Annotated in this window: 15 protein-coding genes; 13 read left to right on the top strand and 2 right to left on the bottom strand. The window is 74.3% G+C overall.

Features of this window, described 5'->3' with window-relative positions; translation table 11 throughout:
* The 8 genes from ACFXA3_RS07190 to ACFXA3_RS07155 all read left to right on the top strand — a co-directional run.
* The coding region (locus tag ACFXA3_RS07190) for an EF-hand domain-containing protein (protein WP_385183134.1) at nt 1–271 on the top strand (271 nt) is incomplete at its 5' end.
* A gap of 394 nt (nt 272–665) precedes the next feature.
* Nucleotides 666–2,402, top strand: coding sequence for a hypothetical protein (locus ACFXA3_RS07185; protein ID WP_385183131.1), 1,737 nt, complete (start codon nt 666–668; stop codon nt 2,400–2,402).
* 55 nt (nt 2,403–2,457) lie between these two features.
* Nucleotides 2,458–3,702: an acetyl-CoA carboxylase biotin carboxylase subunit family protein gene (locus tag ACFXA3_RS07180; RefSeq protein WP_385183128.1), complete on the top strand. Its 1,245-nt coding sequence runs from the start codon at nt 2,458–2,460 to the stop codon at nt 3,700–3,702.
* A 77-nt stretch (nt 3,703–3,779) separates the two neighbouring features.
* Entirely contained in the window at nt 3,780–5,105 is a 1,326-nt protein-coding gene (locus tag ACFXA3_RS07175; protein WP_385183125.1) for a hypothetical protein, read from the top strand.
* A 20-nt stretch (nt 5,106–5,125) separates the two neighbouring features.
* Entirely contained in the window at nt 5,126–6,505 is a 1,380-nt protein-coding gene (locus tag ACFXA3_RS07170) for an MFS transporter (RefSeq protein WP_385183122.1), read from the top strand.
* A gap of 76 nt (nt 6,506–6,581) precedes the next feature.
* Nucleotides 6,582–7,826, top strand: coding sequence for an ATP-grasp domain-containing protein (locus ACFXA3_RS07165; protein ID WP_385183119.1), 1,245 nt, complete (start codon nt 6,582–6,584; stop codon nt 7,824–7,826).
* Nucleotides 7,827–7,885: 59 nt separating this feature from the next.
* The gene (gene serC, locus ACFXA3_RS07160; protein WP_385183116.1) at nt 7,886–9,001 is read left to right on the top strand and encodes a phosphoserine transaminase; all 1,116 of its coding nucleotides are present in this window, start codon (nt 7,886–7,888) and stop codon (nt 8,999–9,001) included.
* Nucleotides 9,002–9,125: 124 nt separating this feature from the next.
* Nucleotides 9,126–11,801: an ATP-binding protein gene (locus tag ACFXA3_RS07155; protein ID WP_385183113.1), complete on the top strand. Its 2,676-nt coding sequence runs from the start codon at nt 9,126–9,128 to the stop codon at nt 11,799–11,801.
* 41 nt (nt 11,802–11,842) lie between these two features.
* Here ACFXA3_RS07155 and ACFXA3_RS07150 read toward each other — a convergent pair whose 3' ends face one another.
* A complete protein-coding gene (locus ACFXA3_RS07150) occupies nt 11,843–13,381 on the bottom strand; it encodes a dihydrofolate reductase family protein (RefSeq protein WP_385183111.1) in 1,539 nt (512 codons plus the stop codon).
* 281 nt (nt 13,382–13,662) lie between these two features.
* On the opposite strand from ACFXA3_RS07150, the gene gnd reads away from it, so the two are divergent.
* Genes gnd through ACFXA3_RS07130 form a run of 4 tightly spaced genes read left to right on the top strand, consistent with a single transcriptional unit; the run spans nt 13,663 to nt 19,341 of the window.
* The gene (gene gnd / locus ACFXA3_RS07145) at nt 13,663–14,706 is read left to right on the top strand and encodes a phosphogluconate dehydrogenase (NAD(+)-dependent, decarboxylating) (RefSeq protein WP_385183108.1); all 1,044 of its coding nucleotides are present in this window, start codon (nt 13,663–13,665) and stop codon (nt 14,704–14,706) included.
* Between the two features lie 11 nt (nt 14,707–14,717).
* Nucleotides 14,718–16,190: a glucose-6-phosphate dehydrogenase gene (zwf, locus tag ACFXA3_RS07140; protein WP_385183105.1), complete on the top strand. Its 1,473-nt coding sequence runs from the start codon at nt 14,718–14,720 to the stop codon at nt 16,188–16,190.
* 8 nt (nt 16,191–16,198) lie between these two features.
* Complete coding sequence (locus tag ACFXA3_RS07135; protein ID WP_385183102.1) at nt 16,199–16,942, top strand: beta-phosphoglucomutase family hydrolase; 744 nt, start codon at nt 16,199–16,201, stop codon at nt 16,940–16,942.
* Nucleotides 16,939–19,341, top strand: a complete 2,403-nt coding sequence (locus ACFXA3_RS07130; RefSeq protein WP_385183099.1) for a glycoside hydrolase family 65 protein — start codon at nt 16,939–16,941, stop codon at nt 19,339–19,341. The genes ACFXA3_RS07135 and ACFXA3_RS07130 overlap by 4 nt, the downstream gene beginning before the upstream one ends.
* A 29-nt stretch (nt 19,342–19,370) precedes the next feature.
* On the opposite strand, the gene ACFXA3_RS07125 is transcribed toward ACFXA3_RS07130, so the two are convergent.
* A complete protein-coding gene (locus ACFXA3_RS07125) occupies nt 19,371–20,063 on the bottom strand; it encodes a PAS domain-containing protein (protein WP_385183096.1) in 693 nt (230 codons plus the stop codon).
* A gap of 134 nt (nt 20,064–20,197) precedes the next feature.
* Here ACFXA3_RS07125 and ACFXA3_RS07120 point away from each other — a divergent pair, with 134 nt between their 5' ends.
* The gene (locus ACFXA3_RS07120) at nt 20,198–23,464 is read left to right on the top strand and encodes a bifunctional cytochrome P450/NADPH--P450 reductase (RefSeq protein WP_385183093.1); all 3,267 of its coding nucleotides are present in this window, start codon (nt 20,198–20,200) and stop codon (nt 23,462–23,464) included.
* Nucleotides 23,465–23,596: the final 132 nt, after the last annotated feature.

Raw genomic sequence — 23,596 nt, 5'->3', positions numbered from 1 at the left:
CCCCGAAGCCGTCCACGGCACCGCCGAGGCGATGTTCACCGTCGTGGACGCCAACGGGGACGGCGAGATCGACCGGACCGAGTACCGGCAGATGATCGAGGCGTTCAGCGGTCGGAGCACGGACACCGACACCGCCTTCGGCAGGCTCGACCTCAACGGGGACGGCCGTATCAGCCGGGACGAGTTCCGGACCGGCTGGTACGAGTTCTGGGCCGGTACCGACGATTCCGCTCCCGGCGGCCTGCTCTTCGGCCCCCTCGACGCCGCCTGAGGGTGCGGAGTCCGGCCAACTCGCGCCGTCGTGTGTGCCACATCTCACCTGCCCCGCGCGACGGCGTCCGGGGACTGCTACAGATCATGGGGAATCCGGACATGTCTGCTGTCTTCGCTGGTAGTTGAGGCGGAAGTCCGTTGCCGTCGGTGGAAACCTGCTGCTAACGTCCCGTTCGACCAGGGGACATGATGAGTTCATCTTGACGCGTGGAATGTCAGTTCTTCCCCGTCTCCCCGCCTTCTCATGGCATCCAGCGCTGCATGCCGTTGCAATCGAATCTCGACGCCTGCCCGACATGCGGCGGCGTCAACGGCACGGGGGCCCGTCGATGGCGATTTTGCGTACCGAGCGTTTTGCAGATCTGGTCCGGCGGTGTGCCGAGGAGGCCGCAGTGCTGGGCTCCGCGGGGGCCGTGGTGCGTCACGCGGCCACGCTCGGCGACCGGCTCCCGCTCGCGCTGGGACTGGCCGCACCCACCGCCGAGGAGGCGTACCTCCTCGAAGCGGCGGAGGACTCCGGCGCCACCGTGCACCACACCCCGGGGGCGGGGGCGGGCGCGGACCGGGTGCTGATCGGCCGCACCGGGCGCGTGCACATCGTCCCCGCGGGCGAGCCGGCGCCGGAGGGCGCCGCTTTGGTGGGGGAGATCGACTGGCACGGGAAGCGCCCCACCGACCTCGGCGAACACCTCGCCCACCTGCGCGCCCGGTGCCGGGCGGACCGGGAGGGCGTGAAGAAGTGGCTCCTGGCGGAAGGGCCGGAGCGCGCCGTCGGCCTGGTCCGCACGCTGCGCGGCACGCTGCGCCACGTGGGTCCGATCCTCGTGCACGTCGGCGACCGCCACTTCACCAACCTCGGCAAGGCGAGCAACCTGGTCGGCAAGTCCGTCTCGGCGGACTCGCCGGCCTGCCGGCTGAACGCCCTGGAGCCCCTGAACCTCCTGGAGTGGCCCGCGGAGGACTGCGTCTTCGTGGTGCTGCTGAGCATCCTGATCGCCTCCGGAACCGCCTCGCGCGCCGAGGAGTTCAGCGGGACGCAGCTGTCCGTCGAGCGCCTGGAGGAGTTCGTCCGCGGCCGGATCCAGGCCTATCGCGCGGACGTCCCGGAGGACGTCGAGGCCCTTCCCCCCGTGGACCGGCTGTGGGGACTGGCCCGCCTCTGCGCCGAGGCGCGCCGTCGCGCGCTCGACGCGGGCCGGCCCGTCTACCGCGTGGTGCAGGGCATGACCATCAACAAGGAGGAGCGGGCCTTCGACGAGCCGGTCGGCGCCGCCGACCTGCCGGACGAGGTACGCGAACTCCTGCGGCCGTACCTGACGGATGCCCAACTCCCGCTGCTGGAACGGCCGGTCGAGCTCGCCGAGGCGTGGTCCCCGCACTTCCCCGGATTGCACGGGCCTGCCGGGGCGCCCTTCTCGACGGGTTTCGAGCACCTGCTGCACCGCATCGTCGCCGTCGCCACCGCCGCCACCCGCTCGCACGTCGGCATGTCCCGCGGGCCCAAGGACGTCGGCCTGCTGAGCACGCTGCTCGCCGCCGGTGATCCGGCGCCGGGCTCCTGGAAGACCAGCGACTACTACTGCTGCGTGGTGCCCGCCCCGGAGTTCGCCTCGCGCTTCGCCGCGGAGCCGGAGAGCCTGGTCCAGGTCGTCCGGGCGATCGCGGCCCGGATGCGCTGGAACGGCTGGCACTTCATGCCGGCGGTGGCGGGCCCCGCCGAGCTCTTCGAGGACCGCGACTGGTTCTTCCCGCCGGCCATGCCGGACATCACCGAATGGACGTCGCACCACCACCAGGGTCACGTGGCCAACGGGGTGCGGCACGCCATCCGGGTCCCGCTGCCGCTGGTGCTGGCCGGCACGTCCCGTCCCGGCATCCACGACTTCCGGCTCATGCGCTCGGACGGCGATCCCTACGAGCCGGCCGACCTGCGGGCCGCGATGGCCGTGGCCAGGGTGCTGCAGAGCCTGTACCAGGCGCACGCCGCCGCGTTGGAGAGCGGGAGCACGCTCACCGTCCGCGACTTCGACAACCGCTGGTACCAGGCCGTGTACCAGCACGTGGAGCGGGGTGCGGAACGCGGCACCGGGCAGGGCGCCCCTGACGCGGACCCGGCCCCGGCCCTGTGATTCCTTTCAGCCCGAACGCAACGCACTGCACGCACGAAGGATGGTGTCAGAGCAGGTGAACGCACCCACTGCAGGCCCGGCCCGACCGGTGCTGGTCGTCGGCTGGAAGGCCAAGGCCGTCAAGGCGCTGGTACGGCACGGCGCCGAGGTCACCAGCGTGGTCGCGCCCGACGAGGCGGCCAAGTGCCGCAGGCTCGGCCTGGGTGCCACCCTGGTCGCCGCGGACACCGCCCGGGCCGAGGACGTCGCGGCCGCGCTCGCCCGGCACGGACGCACCGCCGCGGAGTACGACGTGGTGTGCAGCCCGCAGGAGCTGACCGTGCAGACGGCGGCGATGCTCGGCGCCGCCCCCGGCAACACGGCGATACCGATGCCGGTCGCCCTGGCGCTGCGCGACAAGGCCGTGCAGAAGGCGGCGGTCAGGGCGGCCGGCCTGCCCGTGGCCCGCTGCCACGTCGTCCCCCGCACCGCCGGCCTCGCGGCGGTCGCGGCGGACGGCCCGGTCGTCGTCAAGCCCGTCAACGGTGCGGGAAGCGCGGACACCCACCGGGTCGGTACGCCGCAGGAGGGCGCCGCGCTGGCGGACCGCCTCACCGCGCAGGGGCTGCCGGGTCCCTGGCTGGTCGAGGAGTTCGTCCACGGCAGCGAGCTCCAGGTGGACGGGGTGGTCCGGGGCGGCGAGCTGCTCCTGCTGTCGGTCTCCCGGTACCTGGACAACGTCATCCTCATCCACGACGGAGGCGTCGTCGGCTCCGCCTCCCTCTCCCCGGCCGGCCACCCCGCACTGTACGAGCGGACGCGCGCGCTCGCGGCAAGGGCCCTGGCGGCGCTCGGCTTCACCGACGGCGTCTTCCACATGGAGGTCTTCAGCGACGGGGAGCGGATCGTCTTCAGCGAGGTCGGCGGGCGCGTCGGCGGAGCCCTCACCGACGAGCAGCTGCGCCACGGCTACGGCGTGGACATCTACGACGAGTGGGCCCGCGCCGTCCTCGGCCTGCCCAGCGCCCTCACCGGTGATCAGGCGGCGCCCGTCGGCAGTGTCGGCTACATCCACCTCACCGTCGCCCCGGGGAAGGTGGCGGCCCTGCCGAGCGAGCAGGAGCTCGCCGCCCGGCCCGGCGTGCTCCACGCGGAGCTGGACGTGGAGGTCGGCGACACCGTCGGCGACCTGTCCGCCAGTTCCCACCTGCGCGCCGCACGCGTCCTGGTCCGCGGAACCGACGACGTGGGCGTGGCCGCCGACCTGCGGGCGCTGTCCACCTGGTTCCGTGGCGCCACCGTGATCGTCCCGGCGTCCTGATCCTCCCCACCGGGACCGCACCCGGCTCGCCCCCGAACAGGCCATCGCACCACCGCACGACAACGGAGAGAGCGGACATGACAGCAACCGAACCGGGCCGTCCCGACGCCCCCGACGCCCCCGGCGCCGACCGGGTCGTGGTCCTGGGCTGGAAGCCCACCGAGGTGCTGACCGCCCTCACCGCGCACGGGGCGCGCGTGCTGTGCGTCTGCGAGCCCGCGGACGCGGACGCCGCCGGGGCGGCGGCCGGCGTCGCGGAGGCGGTGGTCGTCGCCGGCTCGGTCACGGACGCCGCGGAGGTCGTCGCCGCCCTGGCCCGCGCCGAAGTGCGGCTCCCGGCCGACGCGGTGGTCTGCTCGGCCGACGAATTCCCGCTGGTGACCGCGTCCGTGGCGGCTGAGGCCCTGGGCTGCCGCTCCTGGCCCGTCTCCCGGGCCCTTGCCCTGCGCGACAAGTACGTGCAGAAGCAGCTGGTCCGCGCCGCGGGCATCCCCGTGGCCGAGGCCGCGACCGTCGACGGCCTGGACGAGCTGGCCCGGGTGCCCTTCGGCCCCCCGTACGTGGTGAAGCCGTTCGACGGAGCCGGGGCGCGGCAGACCGCCGTCGTGCGCACGGACGCCGACATCGCGGCGGCGTCCCTGCGCGAGGACGCCGGGTCCCGCGGACCGTGGCTGGTCGAGAGCTTCGTCGAGGGTGCGGAGCTCCACCTCGACGGAGTCGTCCGCGACGGGATCGTGCAACTCCTGTCCGTCTCCCGCTACCTGAACAACATCATGGACTTCCGCACCGGCGGCCTCGTCGGCTCCGCGGTCCTCGACGCCGCCGCCCATCCGCAGCTGCACGCCGCGGCCGCGGACATCACCACCCGGTCGCTGCACGCCCTCGGCCACCGCGACGGCGTCTTCCACCTGGAACTCTTCGAGCAGGCGGGCGGACTGGTCTTCGGCGAGTGCGCGGGCCGCGTCGGCGGCGGGCGCGTGGACACCGTGGTCCGGCTCAAGTTCGGCGTCGACCTCCATGACGAATGGGCGCGGGCCGTCCTCGGCACGCCCTCGGCCGTCGCCTCCGCCGAGCAGGACGAGCGCAGCTTCGGCTGGGTGCACCTGCCCGCCGTACCGGGCCGGATCACGGCCATGCCCACCGCGGACGAGATCCGCAGCCGCCCCGGTGTGGAACTCGTCGAGTTGAAGCTCGCCGTCGGCGACACCGTCACCGACGTGCTGAAGGACTCCAACGCGCGCTCCGGCCGGGCCGTCGTCTCCGGCCGCGACGCGGCCGAGGTCGCGGAGCGGCTGGTGGACCTCACGCAGTGGTTCCGCGGCCGGGTCGTGACCGGGCCGGCCGCGGCCGGACGGCCGGAACCGGCGGCCGGCCCGGGCCGGCGGCCCGACCGGGCGCTGTGATGCCCCGCGGAGCCGCCCTGATGAGCCGTCTGCTGCCCGCGAGCGGCCCCGGCCGCCTCCTCGCGGCGGGCTCCTTCGTCGACTCGCTCGGATCCGGTCTGTTCCTGGCGGTGTCCACGCTGTACTTCGTGGGCGGCGTCGGCATCGCGCCCGGCCGGCTCGCGCTCGCCCTCGCCGTCGCGGGCTGCCTGGGCCTGTTCAGCAGCACCCCCAGCGGCCGGCTGGCGGACCGGTACGGAGTACGGCCCGTCTACGTGAGCGTCCTGCTGCTGCGCGCCCTGGCCTACAGCCTGTACGTGGCGGTCGACGGCCCGGTCGGCTACCTGGCGGTCACCTGCCTGGCCACCGTGGCGGACCGGGCGTGCTCCCCGCTCACCCAGACCGCGGTCCGCACCGTCGTCGGCGCCCGGGACCGCAACCGCACGATGGCCTCGATCCGGGCCCTGCGCAACGTCGGCTACACCGTCGGCACCCTCGTCGCCGCCGCGGCCGTCGCCGCCCACAGCACGCCCCTCGTCCACGCGCTCTTCCTGGCCAACGGCCTGACCTTCCTCGTCACCGCGTGGTGCGCCCGCCGTGCCCTCGGCCGGGTCCGGCAGGCCGACGGGACGCCGGCACCGTCCCGGCCGCGGCCCGACGCCCCGGCCGGGGCCGGCGCCGCCCCCGCGGCGCCGGCCCGTTCGCCGCTGCGCAGCCGCCGGTTCCTGGCGCTGACCGTCGGCAACGGCCTGATGTGCCTGCACGACACCGTTCTGGTGGTCGCCCTGCCGGTCTGGGTCCTGCACCACGATGCGATTCCGCAGGGCGTCCTGCCCGTACTGCTCGCCCTCAACACCGCCCTCACCGTGCTCGTCCAGCTCTGGATCTCCGCCCTGGACGTGGACCGCAGGCTCGCCCTGCGCATGCTGTGGGGCGCCGCCGGCACGCTCGTCGCGTCCTGCCTCCTCGTGGCCTGCGCCGGCGCCGCTCCCACCGTCACCGGCACCGCCCTGCTCGCCGGGGCCGTCGTCCTCCTCACCCTCGGCGAGAACCTCCACGCGGCCTGCGCCTGGTACCTCTCCGACGCCCTGGCGCCCGCGAGCTCGTACGCGCGCCACATCGGAGCGTTCGGCACGTCCGTCACCGCCCACGGCCTGCTCGGCCCGGCGCTCGTCCTGGGAGTGCTGCTCCCGCTCGGGGCGGGCGGCTGGGGCGTCCTCGGAGCGCTGTTCGCCGCGGGAGCGGGCGGCATGGGCCTGGCGTCGGCCCGGGCCGCCCCGTCCCGCGGCGGCGAGCCGGCCCCGGAGCCCTCCGCCGAGGCCTCCCCCGGGCCCTCCGCCGAGCACTCCCCGGAGCCCTCCCCGCCGCTCGCAGCGCCGGATCAGCAGTCCGCCCCGCCCGCCGGAACGGCCGTCCGCTGAATCCCGTCCTGCGCAAGGCCGCCGTCCGCGCACCCGCCGTCCGGTCCACGCTCTCGAGACAAGGAACCCCCCGTCCATGACCCAGCCCACCGTCCTCTACGTCGGCACCCGCCGCGGCGCACCGGAGGCCAACCGCGCCCTGATGGCCGCCCGCAACGCCGGCTTCCGTGTGGCCGTCCTCGGCTCCGTGGCGCCGGGCCTGCAGGCGGACCTGATCCACGACGTCCAGAAGGTCAGCCTCTCCGACCGCGAAGCTGCGCTGCGGGCCGGGCTCGAACTCGCCCGCCGGACCGGCGCGAGCGGCGCCCTGGCCTGGACCGACGGCGGCGTGGAACTCGCCGCCGCGCTCTCCGACCGCTGCGGCTGGCGCGGAGTCCCGGTCGAGGCCGCCCACCGCGCCCGCAACAAGCACTCCATGCGGGCGGCCCTGGCGCACCGCCCCGACCTGATCCCCGCCTTCCGGCACGTCACCTCGCTGGAGGAGCTCCTCGCCGCCCGCGAGGAGGTGGGCGCGCCCGCCGTCCTCAAGCCGGCCGGCGGCAGCGGCAGCCGCTCCATCCTGCAGGTGGAGCCGGACACCGATCTGCACGCCCTGTACGCCCAGGCGACCGCGCTGACCCTGCCCAGCGTCGCCTCGATCTTCGCCGACTACCCCGGCGAGTTCGTCTACGAGGAGCGCCTCGCGGGCACCGAGCACAGCGTCGAGGGCTACGTCCACGACGGCGTCACCCACATCGCGGGCATCACCGACAAGCAGGTCACCTTCCCGTACTACGTGGAGTACCAGGAGATCCACCCCACGGCGCTGCCCGCGGACACGGTCGAGTCGGTGCACGCCCTCACCCGCGAGGTCACCCGGGCGATCGGCCTCGACTGGTGCGGATTCCACCTGGAGTGCCGCGTCCTGCCCGACGGCAGCGCCAAGCTGCTGGAGATCGCGGCCCGCCCCGGCGGCGGCTACATCACCTCCCACCTGGTCCCCGGGAGCACCGGCGTCCCGTTCCACGAGAACCTCGTGCGGCTCACCGCGGGCGAGGTGCCCGACCTGGAGCACCGCACCCGGTCCTTCTTCGGCAGCCGCAGCATCCTCAGCCCGGCCGAGGGCGTCTACGAGGGCCTCGACGGGCTCGACGACGTACTGCGCGTCGACGGCCTGGAACACCTCTTCTTCGGCGCCCGGCCCGGCGACAAGATCACCCTGCCGCCCGGCGACGCCGGCAGCTGCGAGGTCGCCAGCGCACTCGTGCGCGGGCCGCGCTTCGCCGACGTCCAGGAGGCCCTCGACCGTGCCGCGGAGCTCGCCCGCCCCCGCATCGCCTGACCCGGAACCGCCCTGAACCCCGTACCTCCCGGTGCGCAGAGAGAACAGAGAACCACGTCATGACCAGCATCGTCATTCCGGCCGACCTCCTGCCCGCCGACGGGCGTTTCGGGGCGGGCCCCTCCAAGATCAGGCCGCAGGCCCTGGAAGCACTGGCCGGCAGCGGTGAGGTGCTCGGCACCTCCCACCGGCAGGCACCGGTCAAGTCGCTCGTCGGCCGGATCCGCGCCGGGCTCACCGACCTGTACGACCTCCCCGACGGCTACCAGGTCGTCCTGGGCAACGGCGGAGCCACCGCCTTCTGGGACATCGCGGCCTTCGGACTGATCGCGAACCGGTCCCAGCACCTGGTCATCGGCGAGTTCTCCGCCAAGTTCGCCACCTCCGCGACCACGCCGTGGCTGGCCGAGCCCTCGGTCATCCGCGCCGAGCCCGGCTCCAGCGCGCAGCCGCTGGCCGAGGCCGGAGTGGACAGCTACGCGCTGATCCACAACGAGACCTCCACCGGCGTGGCCGCGTCCGTCCGGCGCGTGCCGGGAGCCGACGACGGCGCCCTCACCCTGGTCGACGGCACGTCCGCGGCGGGAGGCATGGCCGTCGACATCACCCAGTGCGACGCCTACTACTTCGCGCCCCAGAAGAACCTCGGCTCCGAGGGCGGCCTCTGGATCGCGATCCTCTCGCCCGCGGCCGTCGAGCGTGCGCACGCCGTCGCCGCCTCCGGCCGCTACGTCCCGCCGTTCTTCTCCCTGCCGGTGGCCATCGACAACTCCGCCAAGGACCAGACCTACAACACCCCGGCCCTGAGCACCCTCGTCCTGCTCGCCGAGCAGCTCGACTGGATCAACGGCCAGGGCGGCATGGCCTGGGCGGCGGCGCGTACCGCGGACTCCTCCTCGCGCCTCTACACCTGGGCCGAGAAGTCCCCCCTGGCCACTCCGTTCGTCACCGACCCCGCCCTGCGCTCGCCCGTGGTCGCCACCATCGACTTCGACGACAGCATCGACGCCGGAGCGCTGGCGAAGGTCCTGCGGGCGAACGGCATCGTCGACACCGAGCCGTACCGCAAGCTGGGCCGCAACCAGCTGCGCGTGGCCTGCTACCCGTCCGTCGAGCCGGCCGACGTGGACGCCCTGACCGCCTGCATCGACCACGTCGCAGCCCGCCTGGCCTGAGACCGGTCCGGGCGGCACGGCCCCGATGCGGGTGGGGCGCCGATCGCCGGGATAGTCTCCGGGGGCCGTCGCGGGGCCCGCCGGACCCGGGCGGAGGGTCGGCACCGGGACGTGGGGGTAGGTCGTGCGGGGGCGGTACGCGGAGCGGGAGCGGATCGAGCGGTTGCTCGCGGACGCGCGCCGGGGGGCGAGCGGTGTCCTGCTGCTGCACGGTGAGGCCGGCATCGGGAAGACCGCGCTGCTCGACCATGCCGCCGAACGGGCGCACGGTGTACGGGTGTTGCGGGTCGAGGGCATCGAGTCGGAGATGGAGATGGCCTTCGGCGGGCTGCACCAGCTCTTCCTGCCGGTGATGGACCTGGTCGACGCGCTGCCGGTGCCGCAGGCGGCCGCGTTGCGGTCGGTGTTCGGCCTCAGCGGCGACGGGGTGCGCGACCGCTTCGGCATCGGGCTCGCGGTGCTCACGCTCCTGTCGGAGGCTGCCGCCGACGGCCCGCTGCTGTGCCTGGTCGACGACGCCCAGTGGCTCGACCAGCCGTCGGTGGACATGCTGGCCTTCGCCGCGCGCCGGCTGCGGGCGGAGGGCGTGGTGATGCTGTTCGCGGTCCGCGACGGGGCGCCCGGCGCCGTCGTGAAGGGGCTGCCCCGGATGCCGGTCGACGGGCTGGACCGGGCGGCCGCGGCCGAGTTGGTGCCGGACCTGCCGCCGTACGTCGTGGACCGCGTCATCGAGGAGGCCCGCGGCAACCCGCTGGCCCTGATCGAGCTGTCCGCCGCGCTCACCCCGGCCCAGCGGGCCGGACGGCTCGGCCCGTCCGCGCTGCCCGACGCGGCCGCCGGACTGCCGAGCCGGCTCCAGGACGGCTTCCGGGAGCAGATCCGGCGGCTTCCCGAGGCCGCCCGGACGGTGCTGCTGGTGGCCGCCGCCGACGACACGGGGGACCTCACGGTCGTACTGCGTGCGTCGGGCCGGCTCGGCGCGGCGGTCGAGGACCTGGAGCCCGCCGAGCGCGCCGGGTTCGTCCTGCTGTCCGGAGAGGTGCTGCGGTTCCGGCACCCGCTGGTGCGCTACGCCGCGTACCAGGGCGCCCCGCTCGTCCGGCGGATCGCCGTGCACCGGGCGCTGGCCCGGGCGCTGGGCGAGGCCGGCCATGCGCACCGGCGGGCCTGGCACCTGGCCGCCGCGTCGACGGGCCCGGACGAGGGGGTCGCCGAGGAGCTGGAACGGGTCGCCGAGTGGGCCGACAGCCGGCAGGCGATGGCGTCCGCGTCCGCCGCGTACGAGCGTGCCGCCCAGCTCACCGCGGATCCGCGGGCGCGGGCGCGGCGGCTGGTGTCGGCGGCGCAGCGGGCCGCCGATGCCGGGCAGGACGAGCGGTGCGGCGCGCTGGCCGACCGGGTTCCGCAGCCGCTGGACGACCCGGGTGTCGCGGCGGACTTCGCGCGCGCCCGGGCCGTGGTCGAGCTGGGCTTCCGCAGGCCGGCGACGGCGGCCCGGATCCTGGTCGACAGCGCGGACCTGACGGGCGCCGAGCGACCGGAGATGGTGGCGTCGCTGCTGACGGATGCGGTCCACGCGGCGTTCTGCGCCGGGGACGCGGCACTGATCGAGGAGGTCGCGCTGCGCTCCCCCGCCCTGCCCGTGCTGGCCGTACCGGCCGGACTGTTCGGCGGTGACGTGCCCGGCGGCCTGGCGGCGGCCCGCGCACTCGCCGACGCCCCGGCCGACGGTGTGATGGACCGTCTGATGACCGGGATCTACTTGCAGGTGACGGGCGCCCACCGGGAGGCCCGGGAGGCTGCCGCCGGCGTCGTCGCGCACTGCCGCGACCAGGGCGTCGGCGGCTGGCTGCCCACCGCGTTGCACCTCCTGGTCCGCACGGAGCTGTCCCTGGGCCACCTTGACGAGGCGTCGGCACGGGCCGTCGAGGCGCTCCGCTTGGCCGAGTCCCACGACCTGGCCCACCGGGCCGCCCACCTGCGTGCCGCGCTGGCGATGCCGGCGGCCGTACGGGGCGAGGAGGAGCGGGTCCGTGAGCTGACCGGCGAGGCGTTGGAGTACACCCGGCCGCGCGGGGTCGGCCGGGGCACGGCGGACGCCCTGTGGGCACGGGGCGTGCTCGAACTCGGCCTGGGCCGGGCGGATGCGGCGTTGGAGCAGCTGGAGGCGGCTCGCGCGGAGGTGGTCCACCCGCTGCTCTGCCTGCCGCTGCTGCCGGATCTGATCGAGGCCGCGGTGCGGGCCGGCCGCCCGGAGCGGGCGTCGGAAGCGGCCCGGCTGCTCGGGGAATGGGCGACCGCGCTGGGAGAGGACTCCCTCGCCGCGCCGGCCCGCCGCTGTCTGGCGCTGACCGGCCCGGACGGCGAGGCCGAGGGGCACTTCCTCGCGGCGCTGGCCCTGCACGAGGGCGGCAGCGACCACGACCGGGCCCGGACGGCGCTGCTGTATGGGGAGTGGCTGCGCCGGCTGCGCCGCCAGATCGACGCCCGGGACCCGTTGCGCGCCGCTCTCGACGGGTTCGAACGGCTGGGTGCCCGGCCCTGGGCCGACCGGGCCCGGACGGAACTCGCCGCCGCGGGCGGGCAGACCGGGCTCACGGCTCCCGAGGACGGGCCGATCGGTGTGCTGAGCCCGCAGGAGCGCGAGGTGGTCCGGCTGGCGGCGGCCGGTGCCAGCAACCGGGAGATCGGCGCCCGGCTGTTCCTCAGCCCGCGCACGGTCGGGCACCACCTCTACCGCGCCTTCCCGAAACTGGGCGTGAGTTCCCGCACCGAACTCTCCGCTCTGCTGGCGTCATGAGGCGGCCGGCCCCACGAAGCCGGCGTCATGAGGCGGCCGGGTCATGAGGCGGGGCCCGGCTCCGGCGCCGACCAGATCAGCCGGGTCTGCGCGGTCCGGTACCCGGCCCGGGCGAACGCGGCGGCCATCGGCGCGTTGTCGGTGTCGGTGGTGGCGGTGATCAGCTCGGCTCCCGCCTCCACCTGCACGCGGGTGATCTCGGCGAGCACGTCGTCGACGTATCCCCGTCCGCGCAGCTCGGGGACGACGCCCAGGTAGCCGACGTTGCGGCCGTACGGCGTCGCCGAGGGCAGGGCGAGCCCGGCGACCCGGCCGTCGGGGGTGCGGGCGATCCGCCACCAGGAGCGCTCCCCCGGGCAGCCGAGGTAGAAGTCGACCTCCTCGCGGGCGGTGGCCTCCGCTCCCCTCACCGCCAGGTTCCGGCGGGTCTCCCCGTCCAGGCTGCCCACCGCGATCCGCCGGAAGACGTCGAGGAACTCCTCGTCCGTCCCCTCGGTGAAGACGAGGCGCCCACTGGAGGCCGGGAGTGCGGCCCCGGGCGTCCATTCCAGACGCAGCCGTTCGACCACATCGGTCAGTCCGGCCGCCAGGGCGGCGTCCCGCCGCCAGTCGGCGGCCGCGACGGTGGCGGGGTCCTCTCGCCAGCCGTTCGGCAGGGTCAGGTTGTAGAGCGGGGCCTTGGCGGCCCCCTGCTCGGCGAAGGCCCGCAGGCCCGCGCCGATCAGCCGGGCCCCGAGCGCGGCGCGGTCGGCGACCGAGGGGTCGACGTACAGGCAGTCCAGGGCGACCGGGTGCTCGCTGCCGGCACGGCCCCACCACAGGGCCCGGGCCAGCACCCGGCCGTCCCGCTCGGCGATCCAGGTCCACTCCGGACGGTACATGCCCTGCGCGAGTTCCTCGCGGTACCGGTCGGCGGGGATCCAGCCGACCGGCTCGTCGACCGTCACGGCGGTGACGCGGTCGAGGTCGGCCGCGGTGGTGGGGCGGATCAGCACGGGGGCGCTGTTCTCCTTCGCGTACGTGGTGATGGCCGCGCCGGTGTTGAAGACCCGGGAGTCGGTCGGCTTGAACGTGAAGAGGTCCGGGCGGAACGGGGCGTCGAAGAGCGGTATGCCGGAGCCGATGACGACCGGATAGCGCTTGATGACCAACTCGTCGATCTCCTCCAGCAGTTGCCCGGCGAGGTTCGCCCCGCCGCACAGCCAGATGCCCGCCCCGTCCTGCTGCTTGAGGTCGCGGACGAACGCCACCGGGTCGGTGTCGACGACCTCCACGGCGGGGTCGGGCCGGGCGGGGGTGCGGGAGAAGACGTACTGCTTCAGGTGCGGGTAGGGGCTGGTGACGCCGGCCGCGAGAGCGGGCTCGTAGGTGTCACGGCCCATCAGCACGGTGTCGAACCGCTTGTTGGGGACCCCGTCGAGGCCCGACGGGCCCCGGCCGTGGGCCGGGATCGTCTCGGGGTACTCCGCCAGCAGTGCGGCGGCGAGGTCGCCCTCGAAGGGGAAGAAGTCGAACTGGCCGTCGGGGCCCGCGATGAATCCGTCGAGGGTGGCGCCGACGTAATAGGTGAGCTTGCGCACACGTCCTGCTTTCGTTGGCTGGTGCGTGATGTGTGGTGCTTGGTGACGTCACCGACGCTATGGCGCGGGCCCTGCGGCAGGCATCAGTCACCCCGACGTAACGTGAGCGGCCGCCGGGCCGCCGAGGCCCCGAGTGGCCCAGCCCCGGGTGCCGAGGCCGCGGTGGGCGGGCACAGTGGGCGCGGAGGGGGGAAGGTGGCGCGGGCGGCGCCGCGCACGCCGGACGGCGCGTGCCGCGCGGTGCGGGCCCACCGCCAGGAAACGAGAACGGGAGCACGGCGATGGCATCGGACGCACCCATGCAGCTCGGAATGGTCGGACTCGGCCGGATGGGTGCCAACCTGGTGCGCCGGCTCATGCAGGACGGCCACCGGTGCGTCGTCAACGACGTCGGCCCCGATGCCGTACGGGCGCTGGAGGGGGAGGGCGCGACACCGGCGTTCTCCCTGGAGGAGCTCGTCGAGCGGCTGGAGCGGCCCCGCACCGTGTGGCTCATGGTGCCGGCGGGCGTGGTCCAGGAGACCCTGGACCGGCTGGTCGGGCTCCTGGAGCCCGGTGACACGGTCATCGACGGCGGCAACTCCTACTACCGGGACGACATCACCCGGGCCCGGGCCCTCGCCGAGCACGGCATCCACTACGTCGACTGCGGCACGTCGGGCGGTGTCTGGGGCCTGGAACGCGGCTACTGCCTCATGATCGGCGGCGAGCAGGGTCCCGTGGAACGGCTCGCCCCCGTTTTCCGCACCATCGCGCCCGGCACCGGCAGCGCCGAGCCGACCCCCGGCCGGACCCGGGCCGGGGGCACCGCGCCGCACGGCTACCTCCACTGCGGGCCGAGCGGCGCCGGTCACTTCGTGAAGATGGTCCACAACGGCGTGGAGTACGGGATGATGGCCGCCATCGCCGAGGGCCTCGCCATCATCAAGCACGCCGACGCCGGCCTGCGCTCGCGTACCGCCGACGCCGAGACCGCTCCCCTGTCCGATCCCGAGGCCTACCGGTACGAGATCGACGTGGCCGAAGTCGCCGAGGTGTGGCGCCGCGGGTCGGTCGTCGGCTCGTGGCTGGTCGACCTCACGGCCGACGCCCTGGCCCGCTCCCCGCAACTGGACGACTTCTCGGGCCGCGTCTCCGACTCCGGCGAAGGGCGCTGGACCGTGCTGGCGGCCATCGAGGAGAGCGTGCCCGCCCCGGTGATCAGCGCTTCCCTGTACGAACGCTACGAGTCCAGGGGGCTGGGCGCGTTCACCGCCAAGGTGCTCTCCGCCATGCGCAGCGAGTTCGGCGGCCACGCCGAGAAGCGCCCCGGCGCGGACGCGTGAGGGGGCCCGCCATGGACACGGATTCCGGCACGTCCCGGCCCGGGCCGCGCCCCGCGGACCACGTCGTCGTGCTCTTCGGCGCGACGGGTGACCTGGCCAGGCGCAAACTGCTGCCGGGCCTCTTCCACCTGGCCAAGGCGGGTCTCCTGCCGGAGCGCTACCGCATCGTCGGCTCGGCCCCGGCGGCCGAGGCCCTGACCGACGAGCAGTTCCGCGCCCACGCCCGCCAGGCCGTGGCCGAGTTCGGCCGCTCGCGCCCCGAGGGCCCCGCGTGGCAGGAGTTCGAGGCCGCCCTGTCCTTCGGATCGGCCGACACGGACGCGACCGAGCCGCTGGTGACGGCCGTGGGCGAGGCCGAGCGGGCCGTCGGCGGCGCTCCGCGGCGGCTGTTCCACCTCGCCGTCCCGCCCGTGGCGTTCACCTCCGTCGTCGAACTGCTCGGGGCCGGCGGGCTGGCCCGGGACGCGCGGGTCATCGTCGAGAAGCCCTTCGGGACGGACCTCGCGTCCGCCCGCGCGCTCAACGCTGCCGTCCACGCCGTCTTCGACGAGTCCCGGGTGTTCCGCATCGACCACTTCCTCGGCAAGGAGGCGGTGGACAACATCCTCGCCCTGCGGTTCGCGAACGGTCTCTTCGAGCCGCTGTGGAACCGCGAGCACATCAGCCACGTGCAGATCGACGTGCCCGAACAGATCGACATCCAGGGCCGCGCCCACTTCTTCGAGGGCACCGGAACCTTCCGCGACATGGTCGTCACGCACCTGTTCCAGCTGCTCGGATTCGTCGCGATGGAGCCGCCGGTCTCCCTCGAAGCGCAGTCGCTGCGGGACGAGCAGGTCAAGGTGTTCCGCAGCATGCGGCCCCTGGACCCCGCCCACGCCGTGCGCGGCCAGTACACCGGCTACCGCGCCGAGCCGGGGGTCGACCCGGCCTCGGACACCGAGACGTTCGTCGCGCTGCGCGTCGACATCGACAACTGGCGCTGGGCCGGCGTGCCCTTCCACCTGCGCTCGGGCAAGGCGCTGGCCGAGGGCCGGCACGTCGTCACCCTCGGCCTGCGCGAGCCCGTGCTGGGCATGTTCCCCCTGGACGCCCGGGAGGCGGCCGACGGCCGCGCCAACGAAATCGTCATCGACTTCGCCGACCCCGGCTCCATCACCGCCCGCTTCCTCGCCAAGGAACCCGGCCCCACCATGCAGCTCGGGCAAGCCGACATGGTCTTCGGCTACCGCAGCTCCTTCACCACCGACAACTCCCTGGAGGCGTACGAGCACCTGATCCTCCAGGCCATGCTCGGCGACCAGTCCCTGTTCACCCGCTCCGACGGCATCGAACGCCTGTGGGAGATCTCCGCACCGCTCCAGGAGGCGCCGCCACCCGTGGTCCCGTACGCCCCCGGTTCCTGGGGGCCCGACGCCATCACCTCCCTCGTCTCCCCCTACCGGTGGCACCTGCCCGAACGCCACCGGCCCGACGGGCGGTGAGACGGCGCATGCTGGGACTCCCCGACCACGTCAGCGCCTGCCTCTTCGACCTGGACGGCGTGCTGACCCGGACCGCGAAGGTCCACGCCGCCGCCTGGAAGCAGATGTTCGACGGCTACCTGCGCCGGCGGGCCGACCGCGACGGTGCGCCCTTCGTGCCCTTCGACGCCGTGCACGACTACGACGAGTACGTGGACGGCCGCCCCCGCGAGGACGGCGTACGGACCTTCCTCGCCTCGCGGGACATCACGCTGCCCGAGGGCACGGGGAGCGACGGTCCCGGCCGGGAGACGGTCCACGGCCTGGGCACCCGCAAGAACGACCTGGTGCTCCGCGCGATCCGCGAGCAGGGGGTGGAGGCCTACGAGGGCTCCGTGGCCTACGTGCGCGCCGTACGGGACGCGGGCCTGCGCCGCGCCGTCGTCTCCTCCAGCGCCAACTGCCGCGACGTGCTGGTGGCGGCCGGCATCGAGGACCTCTTCGAAGAGCGCGTCGACGGCATCACCATCACCGAACGGGGACTGCGGGGCAAGCCCTCCCCCGACAGCTACCTGGCGGCCGCCCGCCTCTTCGGCGCCGAACCGCGCGATGCCGCCGTGTTCGAGGACGCGCTGGCCGGGGTGGCCGCCGGCAAGGCGGGCGGCTTCGGTTTCGTCGTCGGCGTCGACCGCACCGGTCAGGCGCAAGAGCTGCGGGCGCACGGCGCCGATGTCGTCGTCACCGACCTCTCCGAGCTGCTGGACCGCCGATGATCACTCACGAGAACTTCGCGCCCGATCCCTGGCAGCTGCGGGAGACGGCCCTCGACCTCGGCGTCCTCGCGCAGAGCGAATCCGTGTTCGCCCAGTCCAACGGCCATCTCGGCTGGCGCGGCAACCTCGACGAGGGCGAGCCCCACGGGCTGCCGGGCTCCTACCTCAACAGCGTCCACGCCAGCCATCCGCTGCCCTACGCCGAGGCCGGGTACGGGTATCCGGAGTCCGGGCAGACGACCGTCAACGTCACCGACGGCAAGGTCATCCGGCTGCTCGTCGACGACCACCCCTTCGACCTGCGCTACGGCGAACTCCTGTCGCACGAACGCGTCCTGGATTTCCGGACCGGCGTCCTGAGCCGGTCCGTGGAGTGGACCACGCCCTCCGGCCGGACGGTACGCCTGACCTCGCACCGCATGGTCTCCCTCGCGCAGCGGGCCGTCGCGGCGGTCTCGTACAGCGTCGAGACCGTCGACGGCCCGGCCACCATCGCCGTCCAGTCCGAGCTCGTCGCCAACGAGCAGTTGCCCACCGCCTCCGGCGACCCGCGGATGGCCGCCGCCATCGACTCCCCGCTGCTCCCCGAGGAGCACTACGCCAACGGCACCCGGCTGCGCCTGATCCACTGCACGGCCACCAGCGGGCAGCGCGTCGCGGTGGCGGCGGACCACATCGTGGAGGGCCCGGCCGGCACCGCGTGGGCCGCCGAGAGCGAACCCGACGTGGCCCGGCTGACCGTGACCGCCACCCTCGAACCCGGGCAACGGCTCGACCTCGTCAAGTTCGTGGCCTACGGCTGGTCGGCCGAACGCTCCCTGCCCGCCGTACGCGACCAGGTGGAGGGCGGACTGGCAGGGGCCCGCACCACCGGATGGCAGGGGCTGCTCGACGCGCAGCGGGCCTGCCTGGACGAGTTCTGGTCCTGCGCCGACGTCCAGGTGGAGGGCGACGAGGAGGTCCAACAGGCGGTCCGGTTCGGCCTCTTCCACCTCTACCAGGCCTCCGCGCGCGGCGAACGGCGTCCCATCCCGGCCAAGGGCCTCACGGGAACCGGCTACGACGGCCACGCCTTCTGGGACACCGAGTCCTTCGTCCTGCCCGTCCTGACGCACACCGCGCCGTACACCGTCGCCTCCGCGCTCGCCTGGCGGCACTCCACGCTGCCCCGCGCGCTGGAGCGCGCCCGGCAACTCGGCCTGGCCGGGGCGGCGTTCCCCTGGCGTACGATCAACGGGGCCGAGTGCTCCGCCTACTGGCCCGCCGGAACCGTCGCCTTCCACGTCAACGCCGACATCGCCGCGGCCGTCGAACGGTACGTGTTCTGCACCGGAGACGGGGAGTTCCACCGAGGTCCCGGGCTCGACCTGCTGGTGCACACCGCGCGGCTCTGGCGCTCGCTCGGCCACTTCGACACCGACGGCGCCTTCCACATCGACGGGGTCACCGGCCCCGACGAATACAGTGCCATCGCACGGGACAACCTCTACACCAACGCCATGGCCCGGCGGAACCTCCTCGCCGCGGCGGACGCCGTCGCGCGCCATCCGGACCGGGCGGCGGACCTCGGCGTCGGCGCCGAGGAGATCGCCGACTGGCGCAACACCGCCGCGCGGACGGCCATCCCCTACAACCACCGGCTCCGGGTGCACGAGCAGTCCGCCGGCTTCACCGACCAGGAGCCCTGGGACTTCGAAGCCACCTCCGAGGACCAGTACCCCCTGCTGCTGCACTTCCCGTACTTCGACCTGTACCGCAAGCAGGTCGTCAAGCAGGCGGATCTGGTCCTGGCCATGTTCACGTGCCCGGACGAGTTCACCGCCGAGGAGAAGGTCCGCAACTTCGCCTACTACGAGCCGCTGACGGTCAGGGACTCCTCGCTGTCCGCCTGCTGCCAGGCCGTGCTCGCCGCCGAGACCGGCCACCTGCGCCTCGCCTGGGCCTACACCCGCGAGGCGGCGCTGATGGACCTGGACGACCTCGAACACAACACGCGGGACGGTCTCCACATGGCCTCGCTGGCCGGCACCTGGATCGCCCTGGTCCAGGGGTTCGGCGGGCTGCGCCGCGTCCGTCAGGCCCCGGCCGCCGACCCGCAGGACCAGCCGTCCGGGACCCCGCAGCCCGGTGATCCGCACCCCGCGGCGCTCTTCGCACCGCGTCTGCCGTCCTCGCTGACCCGGCTGGCCTTCAACGTCCGCGTCCAGGGGCGGCTGATCCGCCTCGACATGGGCCAGTCGACGGCCCGCTACACGCTCCTGTCCGGAGAGCCCCTCACCGTGACGCACCACGGCACCCGGGTCGCACTCACCCCGGACACCCCGACGGACCTCCCCGTCCCACCCGCGCCCGACTCCCCCGAACCCCGCCAGCCCAAGGGCCGCGCCCCCGGCACCTGAGCCGCGGGGCAGGGCGTGCGCACGGTGCCTCAGGGCCGCTCCGGACCGGCCGCAGCCGCCACGCGCGGAGGCCACGCCGCGGGGTCCAGCAGGCCCAGGACGTAGGCGCGGGCGATCAGGGCGGGGCGGTTGGGCACGTCGAACCGTCGGCAGAGGCGGGTCACGTGGTAGTTGACCCCGTCGACGGTGAGGCCCACCTCGCGGGCGATGGCCGATCCCGACGCCCCCGCCGCGACGAGCGGCAGGATCCGCGCCTCCTGGGGGCCCAGGACCTCGGCCGGTTCCCGCGGCCGCAGTTCGGGCCGGCCCGCGTCCGCCTCCTCGGTCAGCGAGACGAGCAGCCGGGGGACGTCGTCCTGAGGGTCGGAGACCGGCTCGACGGTGACACGGCCGTGCCGGGCCGCTCCCCCTGCCTGCCAGCTCACCTCGACCGGGTAGCGGGACCTGCGCCGCGAGCGCAGGGCCTCGTCCAGTCTGCGCAGCTGCCGGTCGTTGGTCGGAGTCAGGAGGTCGAGGAGCCGGCGGCCTTCCAGTTTTCCCGGCTGGAGCTGCCATGCGGAGGCGAACGCGGGGTTCGCCCCGAGGATCAGGCCGTACGCGTCGCTGATCGCCAGCGCCACGGGCGCCCTGTCGAACAGGCTGACGAAACGGGACCTCCAGGCCGCTGCCGCTTCGCCCAACGCGGGCCGTGACGGCTGTGCCGCGCCCTCTGCCTCTGCCACGGCCGACTCCCCCCGATCAAGGCCCGGAACGGACATCACCCCTACAAGAATAGGTAGTCGTCGTCCGCCGTCGCCCCGGCGGCCGCGTCACCGTGGACACGACACGGCTGACGTGACCAGAAGAGGCAGACGCCATGAATGAACCGCACACCACCGGCACCGGACCCCTGGACGACGACGCTGCGCACCTGCCGGTCGTCGACGTGAGCGACTCGGGGCTGACGAGCACCCCGCTGCAGACGGCCATGGGGCACGCCCGCCGGCTCGGCCCGGTCTTCGTCCAGCGCTTCCACGACCGGGAGACCGTGTTCGTGAGTGCGGCGGAACTGGTGGAGGAACTCTCCGACGAGGAGCGCTTCGTCAAGGGCATCGGCCCGGCGCTCGAGAACGTGCGCGAGGTGGCCGCCGACGGACTGTTCACCGCGTACAACGACGAGCCCAACTGGGCCAAGGCGCACGACATCCTGCTCCCGGCCTTCGCCCTCACCTCGATGCGCACCTACCACCCGCACATGCTGCGGGTCGCCAGGCGGCTCATCGGCTCCTGGGACGCCCGGTTCGCCGCGGGCGCCGCCGTGTCCGCCCCGGTGGACGTCGCCGAGGACATGACCCGGATGACCCTGGACACCATCGGACTGTCCGGTTTCGGCTACGACTTCGCGTCCTTCGAGCGGGAGCAGGCGCACCCGTTCGTCGGGGCCCTGGTGCGCGCCCTCGCCCACAGCCAGGCCAAACTCGGCCGGGTGCCCGGCACGGACCACGCCGCCGAGGACGCGGCGTTCGCCGGGGACGCCGCCTACCTGGCCCGGGTCGTCGACGAGGTGATCGAGCAGCGCAAGGCGTCGGGGGACACCTCGACGGACGATCTGCTGGGCCTGATGCTGAACTCCCCGCACCCCCGGTCCGGGGAGGTGCTCGACGAGGCGAACATCAGGAACCAGGTGATCACGTTCCTGATCGCGGGCCACGAGACGACGTCGGGCGCCCTGTCGTTCGCGCTGTACCACCTGATGAAGAACCCGGCGGTGCTGCACCTGGCCCAGGCCGAGACCGACGCCCTGTGGGGTGACGACCCGGACCCCGAGCCCTCCTTCGAGGACATCGGCAGGCTGCGCTACGTACGCCAGGTCCTGGGCGAGACGCTGCGGCTGTGGCCGACCGCCGCCGCGTTCGCGCGCGAGGCGCGCGCCGACACCGTGATCGGCGGCCGCCACCCGGTCAGGGCGGGGCAGCGGATGGTGGTGCTGACCCCGATGCTGCACCGCGACCCGGTGTGGGGCGACAACGTCGAGGAGTTCGACCCGGACCGGTTCTCCGCCGAGGCGGAGGCGGCCCGTTCCCCGCACGCGTACAAGCCGTTCGGGACCGGGGAACGGGCTTGCATCGGACGGCAGTTCGCCCTCCACGAGGCGACGATGCTGCTGGCCATGCTGGTGCACCGCTACCGCCTCCTCGACCAGGGGCGCTACGCGCTGCGCATCAAGGAGACGCTCACGCTCAAGCCCGACGGGTTCACGCTGGCACTGGCCCGGCGCACCCCGGCCGACCGCTCTCGCAACCGTGCGGCCCTCGGGGCGGTCCTCCCGGCCGGCCACGGGGAGGACGGGCAGGCACCGGCCGCGGGGGCCTCCCCCACCCGGGCCGTTCCCGGTACGACGCTGACGCTGCTGTACGGATCCAACTTCGGCACCTGCCGCACGTACGCCGAAGACCTGGCCGAGACGGCGGCGGAACTGGGCTTCGGGACGCGCGTCGCGCCACTCGACGACCACCGTGACGGCGCTCTGCCGACGGACGGGCCCGTGGTCGTCGTCGCCGCCTCGTACAACGGACGGCCCACCGACGACGCGGCCGGCTTCGTCTCCTGGCTGACGCAGGCGGGCCCCGGCGCCGCGGAAGGCGTGCACTACGCCGTCCTGGGCGTCGGTGACCGCAACTGGGCCGCCACCTACCAGCAGGTACCCGCGCTCATCGACGGCCGCCTCGCCTCGGCGGGCGCGGCGCGGCTGATGGAGCGTGCCGAGGCCGACGCCTCCGGGGACCTCGCGGGAGCGGTCCGCGGTTTCACCGCCGCCCTGCGCCGCACGCTGCTGGAGCGCTACGGCGACCCGGCGTCCGTGACCCCCGGCCGGACGGAGGGTCCCACCGGCCCGGCGTACGACGTCGTCGAGGTCACGGGCGGGCCGCAGGTCGCCTTGGCCCGGCGGTACGACCTGCGGCCGATGACGGTGACGCACACCGGGGACCTCGCCGACCTCGGCCACCCGGCCGGCCGGTCGAAGCGCTTCCTGCGCGTCCGTCTTCCCGAAGGCGTCGGCTACCGCACCGCCGACCACCTCGCCGTCCTCCCGGTCAACGACCCCGACCAGGTGGAGCGGGCGGTCCGGGTCCTGGGCGGCGACCCGGACGCGGTGCTGAACATCCGCTCCCACCGCCCCGGCCGGACCGCCCTGCCCCTGGACCGCCCCGTCGCCGTACGCGAACTGCTCGCCCGGTACGTCGAGCTCCAGGCCCCGGTGACCGCCGCGCAGGCGGCCGTCCTCGCGGCGCACAACCCGTGCCCGCCGGAGAAGGCCGCGCTGGAGGGGATCGCGGCGGCGGTCGCGGCCGCGGGAGCCGACGGAGCCCGCCCGGGCAGCCTCGTGGACCTCGTCGAGGAGCACCCCGCGCTCCGGGGCCGTCTGCCGTGGCCCGTCCTGCTGGAACTGCTGGAGCCGCTGCGGCCCCGGCACTACTCCATCTCCTCGTCCCCGTCGGCCGAGCCGGGCCGGGCCGACCTGATGATCTCGCTGCTGGAGGCCCCCCACCGCGACGGCAGCGGCGGCGTGTTCCGCGGGGTGGGCTCCTCGTACCTGCACCGGGTGCGTCCCGGCGACACGGTCCTCGCCCGGGTGCAGCCGTGCCGGGAGGCCTTCCGCGTTCCGCACGACGGGCGGACGCCGGTCATCATGATCGGCGCGGGTACCGGCCTCGCGCCGTTCCGGGGGGCGATCGCCGACCGCCGCGCCCTGCTGGCGTCGGGAGCCGAACTGGCCCCCGCGCTGTGCTACTTCGGCTGCGACCACCCCGACGTGGACTACCTCCACCGGGCGGAGCTGGAGGACGCCGACCGCGAGGGCGCCGTGTCCATGCGCCCCGCCTTCTCACTGGCCCCCGAAGGCGAGGTCCGTTTCGTACAGCACCGGATCGAGGCGGAGGGCGAGGAGGTCTGGCGGCTGACCGAGGCGGGCGCCCGCATCCACGTCTGCGGGGACGGCTCCCGCATGGCCCCGGGCGTCCGCGAGGCCTTCCGGCAGCTGTACGTCCGCCACGGCGGGAAGGACGGCGCGGCGGCCTCGGAGTGGCTCCGGGGGCTGGTGGCGGACGGCCGCTACGTGGAGGACGTCTACACGGGCGGCTGACGGACCGGCCCGTCGAGCGCAGGGTTCGCCCACCCCCCCCACGGCCCCCACCCCGCCCGGGCGCGCCGGTTTAACCTCACCTCCAGAGTTTACCCCCCGGCGGGCGCGGGGGCCCCCCCCAGCGAGTGTGCG

The organism is Streptomyces sp. NPDC059456 (assembly GCF_042750055.1).
Taxonomy (GTDB): Bacteria; Actinomycetota; Actinomycetes; order Streptomycetales; family Streptomycetaceae; genus Streptomyces.
The sequence above is the reverse complement of the archived record's forward strand: the minus strand, read 5'-3'. Positions and strand labels throughout refer to the sequence as shown.

Bases quoted from the DNA above. Each gene is read 5' to 3' on its own strand.
- ACFXA3_RS07170 (WP_385183122.1), top strand. From the start codon at position 5,126: ATGAGCCGTCTGCTGCCCGCGAGCGGCCCCGGCCGCCTCCTCGCGGCG.
- serC (WP_385183116.1), top strand. From the start codon at position 7,886: ATGACCAGCATCGTCATTCCGGCCGACCTCCTGCCCGCCGACGGGCGT.
- ACFXA3_RS07175 (WP_385183125.1), top strand. From the start codon at position 3,780: ATGACAGCAACCGAACCGGGCCGTCCCGACGCCCCCGACGCCCCCGGC.
- ACFXA3_RS07165 (WP_385183119.1), top strand. From the start codon at position 6,582: ATGACCCAGCCCACCGTCCTCTACGTCGGCACCCGCCGCGGCGCACCG.
- ACFXA3_RS07120 (WP_385183093.1), top strand. From the start codon at position 20,198: ATGAATGAACCGCACACCACCGGCACCGGACCCCTGGACGACGACGCT.
- zwf (WP_385183105.1), top strand. From the start codon at position 14,718: ATGGACACGGATTCCGGCACGTCCCGGCCCGGGCCGCGCCCCGCGGAC.
- gnd (WP_385183108.1), top strand. From the start codon at position 13,663: ATGGCATCGGACGCACCCATGCAGCTCGGAATGGTCGGACTCGGCCGG.
- ACFXA3_RS07135 (WP_385183102.1), top strand. From the start codon at position 16,199: ATGCTGGGACTCCCCGACCACGTCAGCGCCTGCCTCTTCGACCTGGAC.
- ACFXA3_RS07130 (WP_385183099.1), top strand. From the start codon at position 16,939: ATGATCACTCACGAGAACTTCGCGCCCGATCCCTGGCAGCTGCGGGAG.